This window comes from Pseudomonas sp. P9_31 (genome assembly GCF_034008235.1).
Taxonomy (GTDB): Bacteria; Pseudomonadota; Gammaproteobacteria; order Pseudomonadales; family Pseudomonadaceae; genus Aquipseudomonas.
The window spans coordinates 3,307,556-3,327,444 of the sequence record NZ_CP125375.1 but is presented as its reverse complement, the minus strand read 5'-3'; the positions used below and the strand labels follow the sequence as shown (position 1 = coordinate 3,327,444).

The window sequence follows — 19,889 nt, the reverse complement described above, 5'->3', positions numbered from 1 at the left end:
GGTCAGGTTGATTGACCTCGACGAGCGTTTGCTTCAGGTGCGATATCGAATTTGCGCTATGTACTTCCAGATAGTGACATGACAACTAGCCATCAAAGTACTCCTGGCTCTGACGGGACTCTTACATGGGGCGTCGGTAAGCTTCCGTGCCACGACGGTTTCACTCTTTTTGCTCCTGATGCGGGGCCCCCTTTTTTAGTAGCCGAAATGCCCCTAGTCGCCGCCCGTGTGCCAGCGATCACGAATGGCGATTTCTGACAGAATACCAAGGTAATGGGAATGGCTTTCAGCGTACGTCCTAATCTTGATTGGGGGAGGTAGGGAGGGCGGGACGTATCCACCGTATCGAAGGCGTCAGCTATGGAATAAGGTCTGATGCCATAACGTACTATCCGCTGCAGGCAGACCGATGTAAGCAGTTACTAACCTTCAGTACATTGGGTCAATGGTGGCAATGATTGATGCTCGCGCTGCCGGCTCCATGAGCCAATCATTGTTGATAGAGCTCCTCGTGAAAGGCGCCTGATTAGGGCGCCTTGAGGGTGGTTACGCTAGCTGATGTTTGAGCATTATTGCTCAACTCGGCTCATGCGACGCTCAGAAGGGCTCGCACCGTCTGCAGATCTACGTGAGTGAACACCAATATTTAGAGGCCCGGCAATCCGCTCCAACGTGCTTCGTCCCTCTCGCGTTGCTATGAGAGCGACACCCTCGCCCCAGAACTGATCTTGATGTACATCCTGAGGGGCACCATCACGCCACCAGATAAGTCGTGCGACGCAGATACCGTTCCTGTCGAGGTAGTGCATCCAATTGCCCGGATCGTGCTGCCATCCCAGGTGGTGCAGCCATTCAGGGCACAATACCAGCACATCATCAGGGTAAGTTGGGATACCGCTGAGGGAGAGGCGGCGGACAATGCTCTCTGATGGTTCATCTAGAGCGCATACGCCATCAATCCACAGTGCCGGGGGAAGGGCGCGCCCCGTGCTTGCCCAATAGGCTTCCTCGACATAAAACGGAGCGCGAGCACGTGTCATCTCAAGATTCTGTCTGATAAGACGCCAATAAAAATGAGTTATTTCTGCGATAACAGAGCCCCCGTCAACGATCAGTGGCGAGAGATCCTGCTCAATCTCATCCAGCCATTTGGCCTCTCCCGACTGCAAGCCAGCATCACGGTGTGCGGTTGGTCGGGGAATGAAAGCTGGCCGCATCATCGGGCCCTTGAGCGGAGGAAGGTCGACTTGATAGTTCATTCCATACAACAACTGCGGAATGGCTCGCGCTTCTAGCAACCCTGAAAGACGAAATTCCCCGGCGACATGACGAAGCGCCCTGAGGGCCGCTGCAATATGTGGTTTAGAATACATAATTCGCAGGTCTAGCCGTTCAAGCTCGGATAGCCTTCGCTTAGTCTCGCTTTGACCAAAGCTCTCCAGTCCACCCCAAGAATCAATAAGGGATGCGCAGCGATATCGAATGGTTGTCTCCGGAATTCCTGTGCGTGCTAGGCCCCTGACCTGGGTTGGGAAAAACTCGGTCCAGCCCAATGGATCGTTCACGAGCATCGCACCAGATGATGGATTGGTGAGACGAGATGCGGAGCTCACCTTTCCGATTGTAGCCATCTGCAAGCGGTAGTGGAACGGCAACTCCTGCACCGAGATCGTCCAGTCGCACCCCCAGCGATCAAGCAGAGAGCCAGTAAAAGAAGCTACGACATAGTCTCTAGCGTTTACTAGTGGTAGAACCCGTTCGACCCAATCGACGGCGCTGGCTTCTTCGTCGCGGAAAAGCAGTTGAAGAGCTTCTGCTGGTTCATCCGAATCACCATTGAGAAGGCTATGCACCAGGTGGGTGAACGATTCTCGGCCCAGATGTACCGTCGTCAGTTTCAGGGCGCCGGCACGTGCGAGTTGTGTTAATTCAATTGCAGAAAGCTCAAATGCCCAGAGAAAAAGTCTGGCAATCAGATCCGAGTCATCCTCAGGCGTGTCCTCGGGCAATTCGAATTCAGCGACTGCGTGTTCTCTGGTCGCCGCAAGTTGTTCAGCCAAGATCTCCCACATAGCAACCCAGTCAGGTTCTGCGCAGATCGTTTTGAAGACATCCTTGGTATCAAACAAAATCGGAGAAGAGTTGCTTGGAGATGTCACAAGCTCATCGACCAAGTCCAGGTACGCGGCCTGATGTACCTCGGGGCCGTCCAGAGTTACGAGAGCCTTGAAGTACTTCAGCTTGGCTGCGCCTTGCCAATAGCTCCAGCCAGATCGCTCGTCCTCATCGACCTGCCTGCTATTGATCAGATCTCTTGCAAGCGTTCTATCAGCTTCTGCAATCGCTCGATCAATCAAGGTATAGCGAGCACGGTAGTCGCGTTGGATGGTTGGCCAGCGATCGAAGAAAGCTGCCGCTTCCGCCAGCGTTGCAGTGTCCAGCAGGCGAGAGAATGCAGACGCCGCGTCATAGCTCGGTTCTGCAGTGCTGTTGAGTTCGTCTTCGAGCAAACTTAGTGAAGCAATCTCATCGTACTTGCCAGGCGTGCCTCTGTCCTCGGGGGTGGGTGTCTCCGAACGCCACCTGCGCAATGCATCGTCGACACGTTCATTGCTGAGCCCCCTTTGCGATAGTCCTTTAGCCAGACATTCAAGTAGCCTCGTGCGGGCACTGGTTGTACTGTGGATCTCAATGCCATCACGCAGTACATCAATTACTGTGTTGAGCTCTTCAAGCGAAACGGCAGTCACGGATTTGAGGATGAACTGGCCTGTTTGCCCTTCGCTATAAAAAGGCTCTGAATAGAATGGAAGTGCCAGGAAGCGCCACGTGACAGAGCAGACTGAAGCCAGTTCTGGGCGTCGACGTACCACGCCGATCATTAGCGCATTGATGGCACAGTCCCAACTCAGTAATCCTTTGGAACTGAGTAGTCTCACAGCTTTGTATCCGAGAGCCGAACTGTGAATTGCGGCTTCGACTACCACTCTCGGCGCCAAGCGGTGAGCTGCACCGTTGCCCTCTGTGAGGGCCATGCCCGAGAGTTGCTTCAGCACCAATAGAATACGTTCGCCACTGCCGGTAGGGTCTTGGCTGTTTGAGCTCTCAAGCAGATCGCCCCACAGCGAGTACTGCGGATCCTTCTTTGCTGGCAGCGCATATCCAAGTGTGTTGGAGTGCAGCTGTACCAGCAGCTCGCGAGCGCGCTTGGGGTTGCCAATTTCGGCGAATATCTTCGCTATGCTTGCAATCAGATCGATGTGTTCCTGCGGGGTGTTGCCATGCACCCTGCCGAGTAGTTCCTCAAGCCTGCCAAAGGCCGCTGTTGCATTCCCGTCGCTGCGATACGCCTCTTCAATGACGGCTATGCGGGAGGGAATGTTTAGCTTGTTGTTAGCCATTCGATCAGTGAACGACGCATCAAATAGGCCAACTACGGCAGTGAATTCTTGTTCGCCACTCATTGATGCAATTCGGATCATCATCCTGCTAAGCACAGGATCAAGGTCGCGTAGTTGGTGTGCTGAGTAGAACTCGCTTCCTTTCCTCGGGCTGGCGTTATCCAGAAAACTGAGCATTCCTTTGACAGCCTGACTGACCTCCCCCGGCGCGGTCTCTAGGCCAGACTGCAAGCGCCCCAGCAAGGTGCCAATTGTATTGGCATGGTGCTGGAGGGGGCGGAGTAAGCGGTTCTTCGACGCTACGGTTGCAGGAATTGGCTGCTTTAGTGCTGCGGCCAAGGTGGCGTGTTGAATCGCTGCGTGGATGATGTGTTGGGCGTTCTCGAGGCCCCTGGCATCGTCCATCATGGCGACAGATGGTGGCTTCAAGTCTTGGAATATATTGCTGGCGAGTTCTCTGTTGCCAACCTGAAGGCATAGTGACGTGAGTTGCCTGCGTGTACCGTTAGCAATGCTTGCGAAGGCAGGGTGCTCATGAGCACTCTGTATTAGCGCACGGCCATTGTCGAGTTGTTCTCGAGCATATGCGCGTTCAGCGGCTTCGATGAGTAAATATGGTAGGTCCTCCTCATCAATACCCAGTTCCTTCGCGACTTGCAGAGGGTCACTATCGGGGTTGGCCAGTATGGCCGCACGAGCAATGCTGCAGCGAAGTGAAGAGACCTCGTCAGCATCCAATCCATCTCCGTTGTCCTTAGCAACTAGACGTGCCAAGCAAGTGTCTATCTGCTCAGGATCTCGAAAGTGGAAGACACGCTGTGACCAATTGGGTAGTTCTGAGTGGTGAGGAGTCGGCTGTGAGTCCTGGGAGAATGGGTCAACACCGTCGAAGATTGCTCTCGCCCCATCGAAGTCATCATTGGCCAGAAGTGCATCAACTGCCTTGTAATGGTCGCCGATACTACCCTCAGCCATCGTTCGAACCCCGTCAATGTCGCCCAGTGCGAGCAGTGCATCCATGATCGCGGGAGCATCTTCTATCGCCGAGGCGCGTCGCCCTATCTCGTCTCGGGTAAGGAGCAGACGAAACACAGCGGATACATCGGGTTCGTGCTTGGCACAGATCAAGGCCAAGCGGATGTCGGCATGGATGTCAGTTGCCGGGCGTGCGTCGGCGAGTTGATCTCTAAAGCGAGATGGCTGTGCCAGTGCGAGCACTTGTCGATGTCGCTCCGCACGTGCCAAGTATCTTAGTTCAAGCCAGCGTTGGGGATTGTTCGGTTCGGCTGCGTGAGTGAGCTCAGCCAATCGGCGATAGATAGCAGGCCTATAGTCTAGGTTGGGCTTTCCAAAACGGAGCGATGGTTGTTCCAGAACGAATAGGCGGAAGCTGTTATGGAATACGCTCCAGCCATGCGTCGTCTGGCTTAACAAGTGGCTAGTGGCCCTCAGTGCGGTCTCTACCGCATGTTCAGATGTGGCCATGGCCAATAGTTCTGGCGGGATAGGACCCTCTGCGTGCGCTATGAAATCGATGACCTTTCGGGCATCGGGATCGTCTACGATCTCCCTCCATGCAGACTGGTAGACCCGCTCGATATTACCTTCAAACGTGAACGCTCCATTCAACAACGCTTCCTGTGTGGCTGGTTCCGCTTGGCGTAGGGCCTCTATTAAGTACCGCGCAACCAGCGGATGCCCTTGGCAGAGCGCATAGACGCTTGAGCGGGGAATTGATTCATCCAGACCAAGTTCTAGTGCGAGCTGGGTGATTGAATCTTCTGATAAAGGAGCGATCGCAGTGGAGCGATCAACTTGTCCAGCTTGCAGTCGAACCTGAGGTTTGAGCCCCTTTAGTTCAAGTCGCTGAGTGCCGAGGAGGATGAGCACTCCTTGTGGCAAGGCTTCAGGCAGCGGTAGCTCTGCCAGCAGGGAGCGGGACGGCTGCTCTTCTCTAGGGATATGATCAAGCCCGTCAACGATGATCAACGTACGAATGCCATGATCACTGAAGCGAGTGCCAGCTTGATGAAGCAAGTACTCGAATTCTTGCTGCTTCTCCTGGAGATTGCTGTTGCGCACTCGGCGACCTTGCAAGCCAATTTGTCTCAGTTGGGTGCTGAGATCGTCGAGGAAGTCCTCTGCCTCCGCTCGACCGATACCTTGGCCTTCTCCTGGCATATAGGCGAGATATCTCACCAGCTGCAAGGTTGGACCGGCACTCAAGGTGGATTGGAGTAGTGTTGACTTCCCTGTGCCCGGCGGACCGATTAGCGCCAGGTAGCCATGGGAGTGCTGATGAATGCTAGTGAGGATTTGTTGTTCGGTCACACGATTACGTTGTACATGTTCCCCGATTGGGAATTGGTGTGCACGGTGTACCTTGAACCGGTCTGACCAGCCGAGCTCTGCGAGCAGTTCAGCGCGGCTCCACCGATCTTTGTTGCGCTTATCAGCCACCAGGGAAGGGAGCTTTTCGGCAATTTGCTCGACTAGCGGATGTACTTCAGGTCGCAGGCGATGGGTCAAGATGAAATCAGAGGCCGATCCAGTGAGGAAGCGCATTGAGTGCATAAAGGCTTCGAAGTTTGCATCGGAGAGGCCAGAAGCTGTAGATAGCCTGTCAATAAAAGGTTGCCAGCGCGTATCTCTCCATTCCGCTAGGGTGCGGTGATGATATAGCTCAAACTCCTGTAAAAAGGCGGCACTGTGGTCATCTTTGTCGGCGAGCAGGTGATCGTTGTTAGCTTGTGACGGTATATCGTTGGTTACGAAACGAATTTCCGTACGGTCTTCTGCGTGTGAATCATGTAGGTTCGCCCAAGCCGTCACTAGTTTGAGCAACATTCCCTCTGCGCCAAGTAGCAATGCCTCTATCTGGAAGGCCTTGGCGAAGGTGGAGGTTTTGAACTGGTGGCCCACGACCATTCCTGGTAGACCGAGTACTAGGTCATCCGCAATGCCCGCGCTGCGATCAGCTACACCGATCCAAATCAATTGGTCCTTATCTAGTGCATCGTAGATCGCAGCCGCGCCAGATCGGTACTGTTGAACGAAACCACGCTGTGCATTACGTTCGCCCTCACCGGGGGGCATTGTAGATGTTGAATCTGTCATGTTGCCTCGCGACTGTCCGTATCGAATTGGGTTTGGCACACGTTATCTGGCCCGCTGCGGAACTCTACTTTTCAGGGTACACCTGGGATGACGTTCACTGATAGCATGTGGCCACTGAACGATCAGCGCTGATTTTCACATTCAATTTGGTGAATGCAATGTCCGATGCTACAGGGAAGTACTTAGACGTTTATCAAAGCTGGCAGCAACACCTCTTCAACTTCAACCTGGCAGTCCGGGAAACCAATACGTCAGGCTTGCGTAAGCCTCAGCTTGCCGCCCTATACGCTTCACTGGGCCACCTAGTAATGGCTCCGGCCACGACCGCAACGATCGTGATGCCAACGGGTACCGGCAAGACCGATACCATGCTTGGCCTGCTTATCGCAGGGCGGTTGGCAAGGACATTGGTGCTCGTCCCCTCAGATGCCTTGCGTTCCCAACTTGTCGAAAAATGCCTCGGGCTGAAAAAACTTCGGGAGATCGGTGCTGTTTCTGCCACAGCACTTAACCCTGTGGTGAGGGCGATCGGCTCAGGAATGTCGGCTGAAGATGTACAACAGCTTGCCGAGGCGAATGTAATTGTCGCTACCCCGCAAGCATTGCAGCGATTCGACACAGAGTCCCTCCAAGCCTTGGCTGAGCTCTGCAGCCACCTGATCATCGATGAAACCCATCATGTGGCCGCCATGACATGGGGGCGGGTGAAAACCGCGTTTAAAGAGAAGCCATGCCTGCAGTTCACTGCTACGCCTTTCAGGGAGGACAATCAGCCCCTTGAAGGCAAGATTATCTACAACTACCCGTTGAAGGATGCGCAGATCGATGGCTACTTCAAGTCGATCGAATTTCACCCCGTGCGCGAATACAACCTCGAGTTGGCTGACCAAGTGGTTGCTGATAAGGCGGTAGAGTTGTTGCGAGGCGATCGAGAGCAAGGCTTTAACCACCTATTGATGGTACGCGCACGATCGCAAAAACGTGCTGAAGCCCTGTTTGAGCTCTACAAAAAGCATGAAGACCTCTCACCCATTCTCATCCACAGCAAGGTGCCGAATCGGGTCAAGCTGCTGGGTGAAATTGTCGAGAAGAAATACAAGATCATCGTCTGTGTGGACATGCTGGGCGAAGGCTTCGACCTGCCAGAGCTGAAAATCGCGGCTATTCACGACCAGCATCGCAGTCCGGCAGTCACGCTACAGTTCATCGGTCGGCTAACCCGGGTTGATGACACGCTAGGCGACGCCAAATTCGTCTCAAACATTGCCAACCAGAAAGTCGATTACCAGATGGCAGTGCTTTACAAGGAAAGTGCCGACTGGAGCACCGTGATTCGAGACGTGAGTCAAGACAAGATCGCTCGCGAAATCGAAAAAGAGACGTTCACTGAACAGTTCCCGGATGATGCCGACTCCGAGGATATCTTCGGGTTGAACCCCAATCCCAAGATCAGTGCGATCGCCTACCATGTGGAGCGCGACCAGTGGCGGCCAGAGAAAGCGAATCACTTCTCGCAGAAGAAAGAACCGCTGCAGTTCCTTTCCATCAACGACGATTCAGACACCATCATCATGGTGACGCGACGAGAAACACCTGTCGGATGGGCTCAGACCTCGGCGATTGTGGACACGAACTGGATTCTGTACCTGGCTTACTACCACGCACCCGACAAGACGCTATTCATTCACTCCTCCGGTGATGAATCGCAAGCGACGCGTTTCTTGAATTTGATTGCAAAGGATGCCAGGCGAATCAACGGCGAGCCTACCTTCCGAACCCTGCACGACATCAAGCTTATGAAGCTGCAGAACGTGGGACTGTCCAGGACACGCAAGGATCTGAGATTCACGATGCACGTCGGGCGGGACATCAATACCGTCATCAGTGAAATCGAGAACGGCACGGCGAAAAAGTCCAACATCTTCGCAACGGGCTATGAAGATGGACAGCGCACCACCGTTGGCTGCTCTCACAAAGGGAAGATCTGGGAGATGAACTCTTCCAGCATCATTTACTGGATTGAGTGGTGCAAGCGCGCCTCACAGAAACTCAACAATGCCACGATCAATCCTTCTGAAGTGCTCAAGGATGTGATTCGCTCGGAGAAGATTGAGGGAGCCTGGCCAACTGGACTCTTCTATGCTGATTGGCCTGAGTCCATTGCGATCGAAAACGAGCAGAAAATTTCGCTGGCGCTCAATGGTGAGATCTTCAACCTGCTTGATGTCGAGCTTGGCAAGCCTCAGCGGACCGACGATCTGACACTAGAAGTGCCCGTCATCGCCATAGCAGCAGATGGCACGGAGTGTCAGCTTCCTGACATCACGATACGGTTACTGAACGACAGCTACAAAGTCTCCTGCCCTGGGGTGAAGATCATTTTCGCTGAAGAGAGCTCGTTTGAGCAGTACCTGGATGCGAACCCCTTGGTACTGTTAGCCGTGGACGGTTCGATGGCCGAGGGCAATTATCGGTTTTACACACCCAATAGTTTGGACTTGAAGCTTCCGATAGCGCTGATTGAGGCTTGGGACTGGGGGACCACTCAGATTCACAGCGAGTCCATGAGAGCAACTCGTAACAAGGACACCGTCCAAGGGTTCACCTACAGCCGAATCGAGGACGACTATGCATTCATTTTCAACGATGATGGTGCAGGTGAGATTGCGGATTTGGTGGCAATCAAAGAGAGCAAAGACGCAATCTTTGTCGACCTTTACCACTGCAAGTATTGCCCCCAAAAAGATGGCGAGGCTCGACCTGGAGCTCGTGTGAACGATGTCTACGAGGTCTGCGGCCAGGCCTCACGCTCGGTGAAGTGGCTGCACACCGAGGAAAAATTCTTCAATCGATTGATGGGTCGGTACCAGCAATCGCTGCCGAAAGGGTTCGACAGAATCCTTAAGGGTGATCCAATAGATTTGGAGCTGCTTCGCAACAAGTGCCACGATCATGAGATGATTTTCAGATTTGTGATCGTGCAGCCCGCCATTTCAGCAGCGAAAATCTCCGCTGATCAGCTTACTGTCCTCGGTACAAGTTATTCCTACATCAAGAGTGTGTCTGGTTCGGATGTCCGGGTCATTACCAGCGCGTAAAATAAAATTTATAACGCGTTTCAGTGGAGGTGAGCGTGGGAAAGGAATGGAAAAGTTACGTGCACTTGAATGCGGCGACGGGTCAGAGAGAGTCTACCTATACATATATGGGAAGAAAATGCGTTAAGTTTGTTTTGGATTCTCACCTTTGCAAGCAAATGCTTGCTTATGCGGCGATAGAGAGAGATCTCGCCGTTGCGATAGTGTGGCTAAAGAAAATAAGTGACATAAAATTGCCTAGTGCGAATGATGCACTCCATGTTGACAGTTCAGCCATGGTTGATAGAGAGATAGTGAAGGCTTTATTTGTGGCTGCAATTTCTTTTTATGGGAAGTGTTTTACTGTTGGTGACGGTAGACCAGTAAAGCTTGAGCGCATCATGCTTCCTGAGGCATTACGAGAGACGCATGACACTGCAATGACTTATAGGCATGACTACGTATCGCATAGTGGATCTCGCGGCATTGAAAGCGGTCGGGCTTATTTTGTCAGACAAAAAAATATCGAACGAGGTAAGCCTTTCGGGTATGGCATAAAGGTCGAAATGTTTCAACCTGACTTGGTGTGGTTTAGAGAGGGTGATAGTAATTTGTGGATTGAGCTTTTTGAAGGCGCTAGATCGGTCGCTGAAAAGAAACTTAATTTATTGCAGGAAAAAATTTATGTGGAGGAAATTGAGTCCAAGTCTGATGAATTGTTCGGTTTAGGGTTTGAAGCTTTTGATAGCATTTCAAGGCCAGATTAGCTGCTCATGCTTGACTTTTGGGGGCTGTCTGAAGTTCGTCGCTTAGCTGGGTTTTTGGGTGTCAAGTTTTATTGTTTTCTTATGTTGGGATGAGATTTTAAAGTCAGCTTGTGGCCCCGCGACAGTTTCAGAGTTTCTGAGCAAAATAGGACATTCTTCTGATGGTAAGCGGGGAATGAATAATCCGGCAATTCGGGGCGTTCAGCGATTCGGTCCTTGACCGGACGCGGAGCGATGTCGGTTTTTTGCGTGGTATTTTATGTTCAAAGTTTGATGATCAATAATCTTAAAGGAAGGTATTAGATGGCTCTCGAACCGAAGGATCTATTCGATCACGCAATGCGAAGGGCAGATCATTTTCTCGATCTTTACGACTTGGTTCACAATTCCCGGCAGCGAAGTATACGAAGCGATTGGAAAGCAAATTTTATCTCTTTGATGCGCTGGCCAAAAAATGAAAAAATAGTCCGCATTGATGGTAAGGATAAAAAAGCTTACTTATTCTCAGAGAGTCAGCCGGGCTTTCGCGGGAAAGCTTTACACATGACTATGCATCTGAATTATTGCGCGGAGCTATTTCGGCAACAGTCTCTGCGTTAGATCGCTACATGCACGAGATTGTTGCAAAGTACTTCCTGAAAATCCTCAATTTGCCCTTGGAGTCTCAGTCGAAAGAGTTTCGCTCTATCTCTCTTCCTGTAAATACTGTGAAGAGAGCTACCGACAAGCTTAGATCTGATGCAGCCGCTCGGCCTGGGAATATTATCAAAGAGGAGGTTAGAAAAATTTTGCATCGTGACTTCACATTTCAAACGGCTTCCAATATTCAGAAGGCCGCTACCATTCTTGGTATAAAGGATTTTTGGCGCAAGGTTACCGTAGCTATGAATAACGGAAGCCAAAAAGATATCACTGATAAATTGAATGGCATAGCTCGCCGACGAAACCAAATCGTGCATGAAGCAGATCTTATTATCCAGTCGCGAGGTCGGGAGGTTAAAATGCGTGACATATCAAAACAACAAGCTTTAGACGCCGTTGTGTTTATGAAGGATCTAGTAATTGGGTTTGATAAAGTGATTCAGGCAGAAATGGCCTGATGCAGTTATCTAGGGGGAGTTGCTAGGTTTTCTCCGATCTGTCCATCGTACTTAGTTTTGGAGATTATATCGAAGGATTAGGCCCAGACCTAGGCTAAAAAGTAATGCTGCCGCTATCTCCAGCGAACGGTATTTCGGCGGTTACGCTATGATAGTACTTGTCCCGAGTTAGGGCTTGGCTGCAAGGATCAACGTCAGATGAGCGTCCCCAAATACGATCTTCACCTCTTGGGTTGGCATAGCTTTCAGCAGTTATGTATGGCTGTAGCCTCTACGGTATTGGGTCAGACGGTCGAGACGTTCCTAGAGGGAAATGATGGAGGTCGCGACAGTGGGTTCAAGGGGACGTGGTCTCCTCAGCCAAATGAGTTGTATGAAGGCGCGTTCGTCTTCCAGTGTAAGTTCACATCGCGCCGTGATCATAATCTGACGCTGTCAGATGTAGCTGGTGAGCGTGAAAAAGTGCGCAGACTCGTCGCCAAGGGACAGTGTGATGTCTATGTTCTGATGACGAACGGAGACTGGACTGGGCAGAGCCATCTCAAGATCAAGCAGGCGTTTGAAGATGCTGGGGTCAAGCACGTTCTGCTGCTGGGTTCCACATGGATCTGCGAGAAGATCCAGCTAAATAGTAACCTGCGCATGAATGTACCTCGGCTCTATGGTCTGGGTGACCTCAGTCAGATCTTGGATGAGAGACGGTACAAGCAGACGAAGGCGCTGCTGACAGAGCTTCCTGAGCTTTCAAAGCTTGTGGTGACTGGCACCTATCGCAAAGCACTCCAGGCCCTCCAACAGCATGGTTTTGTTCTCCTGGTTGGAGAGCCCGCCGCAGGAAAGACGACGATTGCCTCACTTATGGCCATGTGTGCGATGGATAAGTGGGGAAGTAGGGTATTGAAGCTGGAAAAGCCCGAGCAAATTCGAGATCACTGGAATACGGACGAAGCATCGCAGTTCATCTGGATTGATGACGCCTTTGGAGCGATGCAGTACGAAGCCGACCTGGTGATGGAATGGAATCGGATACTCCCGGCGCTTTCGACGATGATCCGAGCGGGCCATCGTGTAGTCCTGACTAGCCGTGATTACATCTACAACAGCGCACGGCGTGACCTCAAGAGAACGGCATTTCCTTTGATCGAGGAAAGCCAGGTGGTCATTGACGTGAAAGAGCTGACCCCACGAGAAAAGTCAGAAATCCTCTACAACCATGTGAAGCTTGGCAACCAACCGCAGCGGGTTCGGACGGCTTTAAAGGAGTTTCTTCCTGCGGTGGCAGCTCACAGTCGGTTCGCTCCTGAGACAGCTCGGCGGTTGGGCAGTATTGAATTCACCAGGGCCCTCAAGATCGACCAGAGAAGTATCGATGAGTTTGTCGCCAAGCAGGAGCGATGGCTCGTTGAGACAATGCATGGCATGGATGACGAAAGCCAGGCCGCATTGGCTTTGCTTTACATGAAGCACGGAGCGATCGAAAGCCCGGTCAACCTCTCAGGGGATGAGGTGAAGACAATTGAAAGGTTGGGTGGTAACCAAGCCGGTTGCATCCGTGCGCTTGAGAGTCTCCGGGGAAGCTTTGTACAAGTAGCAGATACTGCTGAAGGACGCTATTGGCGGTACAAGCACCCAACGATTGGCGATGCGTTTGCTTTAATTCTCGCCCAGAGTCCTGATCACCTGCAGATTTTTGTAGATGGCACACCCATTGAGCGCTTGATGGAACTTGTGACGTGCGGCGATGCGGGCATCCAGAATGCTACGATTTTGCCGTCGAGCATGTTCGCAGTGATCGCAACACGATGCTATCAGTACGTCACTTGTGGGGCCGAAGTGGTGCGCATGAGGCGGGGCAGATTGTACTCTTTCCTGCTGCGCAGGACTGACGCCGTATTTCTGGCCATGTACTCGAAAACTGATGGTGAACTGGCCTCCAGCCTGGTTCGTGATTTTGCGAGAAACCTATTCACGATGTCGTCTGACCTTGCACTGCGCTTGCTTCGACAAGGCCTTTTTGAGGAATCAGCAAGGGATGCGATCTCGACCAAGATTCACGGCTTTGTGTTCGATGAGGATGACCTAGGGTACATCTACGATCAGGACATGCATGAGTTCTTTAGTGACCAGGAGCGGGAAGACTTCTACAGCGATGTACAGAAGCATGTCTTGCCTGACCTAGACAGGATTCGCCAGTCTCAGCAGGAAATGTATAGCTATGAGGACGATCCTGATTACCACCTTTCTGATTTTATTGATCAGCTAGAGGGAATACGTGCGGCTTTCCCTGAATGGCCCAGGGTGGAGGATGTGGTCGAAACTCAAAGGCGCCGAGTCGACGAGTGGGTGAGCGAAGTATCACAGGAGCGGGGAGAAGAGCCTGCAGTTGGCCGAAGCGATCTGATGCGGCCATCTGCACAGGAGGGCGGCCGAAACATCTTTGACGATGTCGATCTCTAGACCAGGTAAACGAGGGTATACCGGTGCCCGATCAAGCTTTTGAGTAACGAACTGTAAACGCTCAGAACGACATAAAGTCATGGGCGGAGAGAAGCGACCTCTGGGACGAGATCAGCTTTATGGCGATGTTGATGGCAGTCCGCCGCTCTTCGACATCATCTCGCCGTGAAGAACGGAAAATGAGGTGACTTAATCACCTCAATCTGGACAAGAGATCGATACAAATCAAAATTGTTCGCTGGGTCAAACTCGTGGTCGGCGGTGTTCATCGCAATCGCAACCGTTGTACCCCAAGAATACGCTGTTGTAGTTTCTGGGTTTCACTTCAGCTTTCGTGTGGATGCATTTGAACCTATAAGTGACGTGTTGAGCCGCAGTTTTCCAATCGGCATCCACTAGCTCCAGACCAATGGCTCGGCCTCTCTCTCGAAGCGCCTCCAGGTATTCACCACCCTTTAATTTCATTGTGTTCCGGCGTCGCTCTTTGACTTCTGGATGATTTCGTGCGCAGCGGGGACAGCACTTCCACTTTGCAGTTTCACGCACGATATAAGGCGATTTAAACTCGTTGTCGCATATGTTGCACTGCCATGAGTAGCTATGCCATTTTCCGTACCATGCCGTTTCTTTCACACTGAGGTTATGTTCATCAGCCAGTGCAAGCAGCTTTTTTTGGCCATTCAGGTTGAACAATGGAATGTGAGATAGCAGCAGCAAAGGCTCTTGAACAACACACTGCTGTTTCAGACAAACCTTATCAAGGCCGTCCAGGATCTTCTTTCTTACATCTGTAGCCTCAAACGGGTACATGAACTCGTTTATTACAATTAGTTTGATTTCCAGCTCTTCGCACATCACAGCCTTCTGCTCATCTCGCTGAATTTGGCGCTGGTAGCTCGCCTCCGTACGGTGTCGAGCCCTTTGGGAGTGCCATGCGCCTTGGTATTCAAACGCAACTTTGTACTGCGCATTGTATCCATCCAGTTCGAGGCTGGCGTGGGGCTGAATCAAGTGAGGATGATCTTTCTGCTTAAATCGCCGTTTCTGTAGCGAAAATCCGAAGCCCTCTTCAAGAATACTGCGGGTAATCGCCTCGCCAACGAAAGGAGAGCAATTTGGGCAGCTTCGACCACTAAAAATCTTCTGCGGGACTACGTTTACCTCATGGCCTTCATTGCAGCGAACCAACATGGGTTCACCTTGGTTCTTGTAATCATGCTCTGGGGTGAGGAGGCTAAAACCATGTTTGGCCAATTTTGCTTGGACTTCGATGTAAGGTTTGCGGTAGCGCAGTCGAGAAACGTCTCCCTTGCAACGCTGGCATCCTGAGGGTGCTCGGTTGCCTGTTTGTACGTGCGCCGCTGCAGACGGTGTAAACGTAAAATCATGCTGCTTGCAGTAGGCAGTGATTTTGCTGACACGTGTGACTAGCTCCTCCTCTAAGTTAGGATATTCGTACTTTCCAGAGTGGGCCGCGAAAGCCGCCTCTCTAAAGGCTTGGAGCAAGGCATGGTGTTTAGCACGGCGGTTTTGTTCGGTGGTCAACGCCCGCGATTGGCTCTTGCAAACCCCGCAAAACGGCGTGCCACGCAGATGTAGTTCGGCGCTGATACTGCCGCGAACATCATGCTCAACGCAGAGGATGCTGATTTTTTCTTGGCCACTGGCTTGGCTGAAATTCGTTTGGCCATAATCGAAACGGTCAGCGAAGCGTTGGCGTGCCGACCTGATGAACTGGTCTTGGTAGGCGCAAATATGGCAACCCGTGCCGCCCAGATGCTCTTCAGGCTTTAATTTGAAGGCTCCGTGGGTGTGGCAGATCACTTGGCACGGCCGGGAAAACGAGATAAAGAGGTTTTCCTCGTAGCGGTACTGAGCTCGGTGTTTGCGCGTGGCGTCGATGCTAAATCTCAGAAAATCAGGGTTTCGACTGGTTTCCAAATAACGTAGTTCGGGGGGCAAGCTGCTCACCAGCGCTGCTAAAGCAGGCCGATTTTTAAGTTCGTTTACACAGTGACGACAACCACCGCCCGAGAGCAGGGCACTCGCAGTCAAGCTCCAGCTATGTCTATGTCGACTGCAGAATGCCTGGACAATCGTTTTGAAGCCTGACCAGACACCGAATCGGACCGAAAGAATCGAGCCAAATTTCTGCTCGATACGCGCCCGAAGTACTGGCTCGGTGATCTTGAGGTTATCAGCCACGCACTTCTTGCACTGACTACCGCTCGCATGTCGCTCGGCGCGTTGAGAGAACACGCCGTGCTTGGGGCAAATGATGCGAATATTCTTGCTAAAGCCTACATAGCTTTCGGGCTGATACTGGTAGTAACCGTTATGCGTCAAATTTGCCCTAGTCAGGAACTCCTCATATTTGACGCTCCGCTGGTTGTACAACTCCGCATTGCTCTTTTTTAACTTTGCACTCTTGCAGGCAGGGCAGCCACTGCCCTTCAAATGGACCTCGGGAAGTTGCCAGAACTCGATGCAGTGCTCAAGGCAGTATATGAGTAATTTTGTCTTGGCATTGAGATATACCAATTTGCCGTAATCAAAGGCGTCCCCGTGCCTGGCTTTGGCCTCGGCGACGAAGACCTCCCGAGTCTTGCCATGTCGAGCCCTTACGCTGTCAGCCTTGCATTGCCTGCAGCCGCCCTTCTTGCTCAGATGCTGATCGGGATTTATCTCAACTTTTTCGGGGGGATTGTGCCTCAGGCAATGAAGAACTACAGGTGCGCGCGCCGAGTGCCAGAGGGTCTCGGAGTAACTGAACTGCTGGCCAAATTTCGCCTTTGATTTGGCGATGAAAGCCTCGGTGTCCTTAATACGGCTGATGACTTTTCTCCTTGAAATCAATCTGAGCGGCAAATCTTAGCAGAGCATTGAGTTGGCGGCTGGACGGCAGTGTCGCCAGAAATACAAGCGGTGGCAGCGCTGCTGTCGTCCGCTTATTCCATTCACACAGCGTGTGTCCAGGGCCACGTGGTTTTTGATAGACAAATATTCTCCAATCCACAGGTATTATGGAAAGTACATATTTGTACATGCAATATTCCCGAGGGGCAGTGCTGTGTGGCACAGATGCGCTCAGTAGACTGACCATGGCTGCGGTAGATCATGGTTTTTGGTTTGTCTTGAAGTAAGGATGTGCTAACGCAGTTGCCTATCCAGAAGACCAGCGAAACCGGGCAACTGCTGCCGCATCAGTGGACACCTGACTTACAAAAGGTGAGTTGGACGCTTGCTTACGTGGGCCTTCAGGCTGGGGGCATCCTTTTCAAACCATCCAAAGCATGCCCTCAGATGTGCCCCCAATGTGGCAATCCATTGGAAGTGAATGGAGCTCCATGGTTTGTTGAGAGGCAAAAGTGATCAGATAAACAGCCTGCCCGACGACCCCTAAAGACTCTCAGGGTCGCCAAAAAACATCTGAATCCGCGACCGCAACCACCGCTCACCCGGATCATTATCCTGCGACCCGCGCCAGGCCATGTGCAATTCAAAACTGCGCACCGGCAGCGGCGGGTCTTCCGCCCGAACGCCACCGGCCGCGGTCAGCGCTTCGGCGGTGTAATCCGGGACGGTGGCCACGATATCGGTGCCGCTGATCAGTGTGCTCAACCCATTGAATTGCGGTACCGCCAGCACCACGTGCCGTTTGCGCCCCAGTTTCTCCAGCTCTTCATCTATAAAGCCGCTCAGGTCACCCGCGAACGAAACCAGTGCGTGAGGGCGGGCGCAGAAATCATCCAGGCTCAACGGCCCCGGCACGGTGTCGGCCCGCAACAGTTTCGGCATGCTGCGGCGCAGTACTTTGCGCTTGGCGTTGGCCGGAAGGTCGGCGGTGTAGCTGACACCAATGGAAATTTCGCCCGAGGCCAACAGGTTCGGCATCAGGATGTAATTGGCGCGACGCACCACCAACACGATGCCCGGTGCCTCGGCACGCAGCCGTTTGAGCAGCATTGGCAGCAACGCGAACTCGGCATCGTCCGACAGGCCGATGCGGAATACCGCGTTACTGGTCGCCGGATCGAATTCCGCCGCACGACTGACCGCGGTGGAGATCGAGTCCAGGGCCGGCGAGAGCAGGGCGAAGATTTCCACCGCTCGGGCGGAAGGTTCCATGCTGCGGCCGGTGCGCACGAACAGCGGGTCATCGAACAGCCCGCGCAGGCGCGAGAGCGCCGCACTGATGGCCGGTTGGCCGAGGAACAATTTCTCCGCAGCGCGGGTCACGCTGCGTTCGTGCATCAGTGTTTCGAAAACGATCAACAGGTTCAGGTCGACACGACGCAGGTCATTACGATTCATCTGGAGTCCTGGCAGATTCAGCAAACTTGACGTGAGCGACCATATGAGAACAATGGCCGGCGTGAATCTTACGGGGAAAGACTGGTACTCTGCACAGGGTAATTCAGTTTTCCTTGGAAGGCTGCTTCGGTTTTTACGGCATTGGATGATGTCGCCGTCGCTGCGGAATCAATGACAGGCATGTCGACTATTAATGGCCACTGATGGTCTTGGGTAGAAAGCCCAGATAGAGTTCAGGGCATTAGAGGTTATTTTGACGAGGTTTGCGATGTCCCGCACGATCCGTTTTCACAAGTTTGGTCCAGCCGAGGTGCTCAAATGCGAAGAGCATGCGGCCGCTCTGCCTGCGCCGGGCGAAGTGCAGGTGCGTGTCGAGGCGATTGGCATCAGCTGGTACGACATTCTCTGGCGCCAGAACCTGGCTTCGTCCCATGCTCGCCTGCCTTCAGGCCTGGGTCATGAAATGGCCGGCGTGGTCACGGCGCTTGGCGAGGGTGTCGATGACCTGGCTGTCGGTGACAAGGTCGCCAGTTTCCCGGCCGAAAGCCCCAACGACTATCCGGTCTACGGCGAACAGATCGTTCTGCCGCGCTCGGCACTGACCTCTTATCCGGACGTGCTCAGCCCGATCGAAGCCAGCGTGCACTACACGCCGTTGTTGATTGCCTATTTTGCTTATGCCGATCTGGCGCGCGTCAAGCCCGGGCAATTCGCTCTGGTGACCGACGCCAGTCATTGCGCCGGACCGTCGTTCGTGCAATTGGGCAAAGCTCTCGGCGTGCGCGTGATTGCCGCGACCAAATCCGCGGAAGAACGTGAATACCTGCTGTCCCTGGGTGCCGAGAAAGTCATCGTCACCGAAGAACAGGATCTGCTGATGCAGATCAACAAGATCACCGATAACCGCGGCGTCGACGTAGTGTTCGATGGCCTTGGCGGGCCGCAGATGTCGATGCTCGGCGATGTGCTCGCACCTCGCGGCAGCCTGGTGCTCTATGGCCTGCAAGGGGGTAATCAGACGCCATTCCCGGCCTGCGCAGCGTTCCAGAAAAACATTCAATTCTTCGTGCACTGCATCGGCAACTTCACCGGCAAACCGGAACTGGGCATTATCCAGGATCAGGCTGCACTGCAACGTGCTCTGCGCGACATCAACCAGTTGACTGCCGATCGCGTGCTGCTGCCGCTCAAGACTCGGGTCTTTCCGTTTTCCGAGTTTGTCGAAGCGCACCGCTATATGGACGAATGCCCATGTCGCGAACGGGTCGCCCTTCAGGTCGAACCTGCCTAAGCCCTTTGCATGAGCCTTTTTGTATAAGTGCCTCCAAGAGTCCGTGCCAGCACGGACTCTGCTGCTCGCAACACCTCCCAAATGAGACATCCCATTGATCAGTCAGTGGGCCGGTTCAGCAACTGAACTGGTTTTTGCTCTCGATCTGTATCTTCTAATCATCATATAAGCCCTGATAATTGAGTGATTATTTCATCTCAAGGAAAGAGTCATGGCTGGGTATCAGCTTGAAACTTCTCAATGCATGTTGGCAATACATGTTCAACAAATAATTTCACCTCCCTCGGTTGTCATGCATTTGTTGGCAACTTCTTTCTTTATTTCTTGTGTTACCTGTCTGTGGGATGTTGTCGGAAATTTCCTAG

General features: G+C 52.6%; 8 protein-coding genes. 5 read left to right on the top strand and 3 right to left on the bottom strand.

Translation table 11 applies throughout. From position 1 onward, the window contains the following. Window positions 1–569: 569 nt before the first annotated feature. Window positions 570–6,518 (bottom strand): ATP-binding protein, encoded by a 5,949-nt coding sequence (locus QMK51_RS14575; protein ID WP_320390656.1) that lies wholly within the window; start codon window positions 6,516–6,518, stop codon window positions 570–572. Window positions 6,519–6,676: 158 nt separating this feature from the next. On the opposite strand from QMK51_RS14575, the gene QMK51_RS14570 reads away from it, so the two are divergent. The 4 genes from QMK51_RS14570 to QMK51_RS14555 all read left to right on the top strand — a co-directional run bounded on the left by QMK51_RS14570 (window position 6,677) and on the right by QMK51_RS14555 (window position 13,919). Continuing rightward, on the top strand, window positions 6,677–9,616 hold the full coding sequence (locus QMK51_RS14570) for a DEAD/DEAH box helicase (protein WP_320390655.1): 2,940 nt from the start codon (window positions 6,677–6,679) through the stop codon (window positions 9,614–9,616). A 35-nt stretch (window positions 9,617–9,651) separates the two neighbouring features. Further along, window positions 9,652–10,362 (top strand): hypothetical protein, encoded by a 711-nt coding sequence (locus tag QMK51_RS14565; RefSeq protein WP_320390654.1) that lies wholly within the window; start codon window positions 9,652–9,654, stop codon window positions 10,360–10,362. 500 nt (window positions 10,363–10,862) lie between these two features. Then, the gene (locus QMK51_RS14560; protein ID WP_320394522.1) at window positions 10,863–11,462 is read left to right on the top strand and encodes a HEPN domain-containing protein; all 600 of its coding nucleotides are present in this window, start codon (window positions 10,863–10,865) and stop codon (window positions 11,460–11,462) included. 198 nt (window positions 11,463–11,660) lie between these two features. Then, a complete protein-coding gene (locus QMK51_RS14555; protein ID WP_320390653.1) occupies window positions 11,661–13,919 on the top strand; it encodes a hypothetical protein in 2,259 nt (752 codons plus the stop codon). 243 nt (window positions 13,920–14,162) lie between these two features. Here QMK51_RS14555 and QMK51_RS14550 read toward each other — a convergent pair whose 3' ends face one another. Both QMK51_RS14550 and QMK51_RS14545 read right to left on the bottom strand, forming a co-directional pair. Next, window positions 14,163–16,787, bottom strand: a complete 2,625-nt coding sequence (locus QMK51_RS14550) for a hypothetical protein (RefSeq protein WP_320390652.1) — start codon at window positions 16,785–16,787, stop codon at window positions 14,163–14,165. A gap of 531 nt (window positions 16,788–17,318) precedes the next feature. Next, the gene (locus tag QMK51_RS14545; RefSeq protein ID WP_258695892.1) at window positions 17,319–18,233 is read right to left on the bottom strand and encodes a LysR family transcriptional regulator; all 915 of its coding nucleotides are present in this window, start codon (window positions 18,231–18,233) and stop codon (window positions 17,319–17,321) included. A gap of 268 nt (window positions 18,234–18,501) precedes the next feature. Here QMK51_RS14545 and QMK51_RS14540 point away from each other — a divergent pair, with 268 nt between their 5' ends. Beyond that, the gene (locus tag QMK51_RS14540) at window positions 18,502–19,524 is read left to right on the top strand and encodes a zinc-dependent alcohol dehydrogenase family protein (protein ID WP_258695891.1); all 1,023 of its coding nucleotides are present in this window, start codon (window positions 18,502–18,504) and stop codon (window positions 19,522–19,524) included. Window positions 19,525–19,889: the final 365 nt, after the last annotated feature.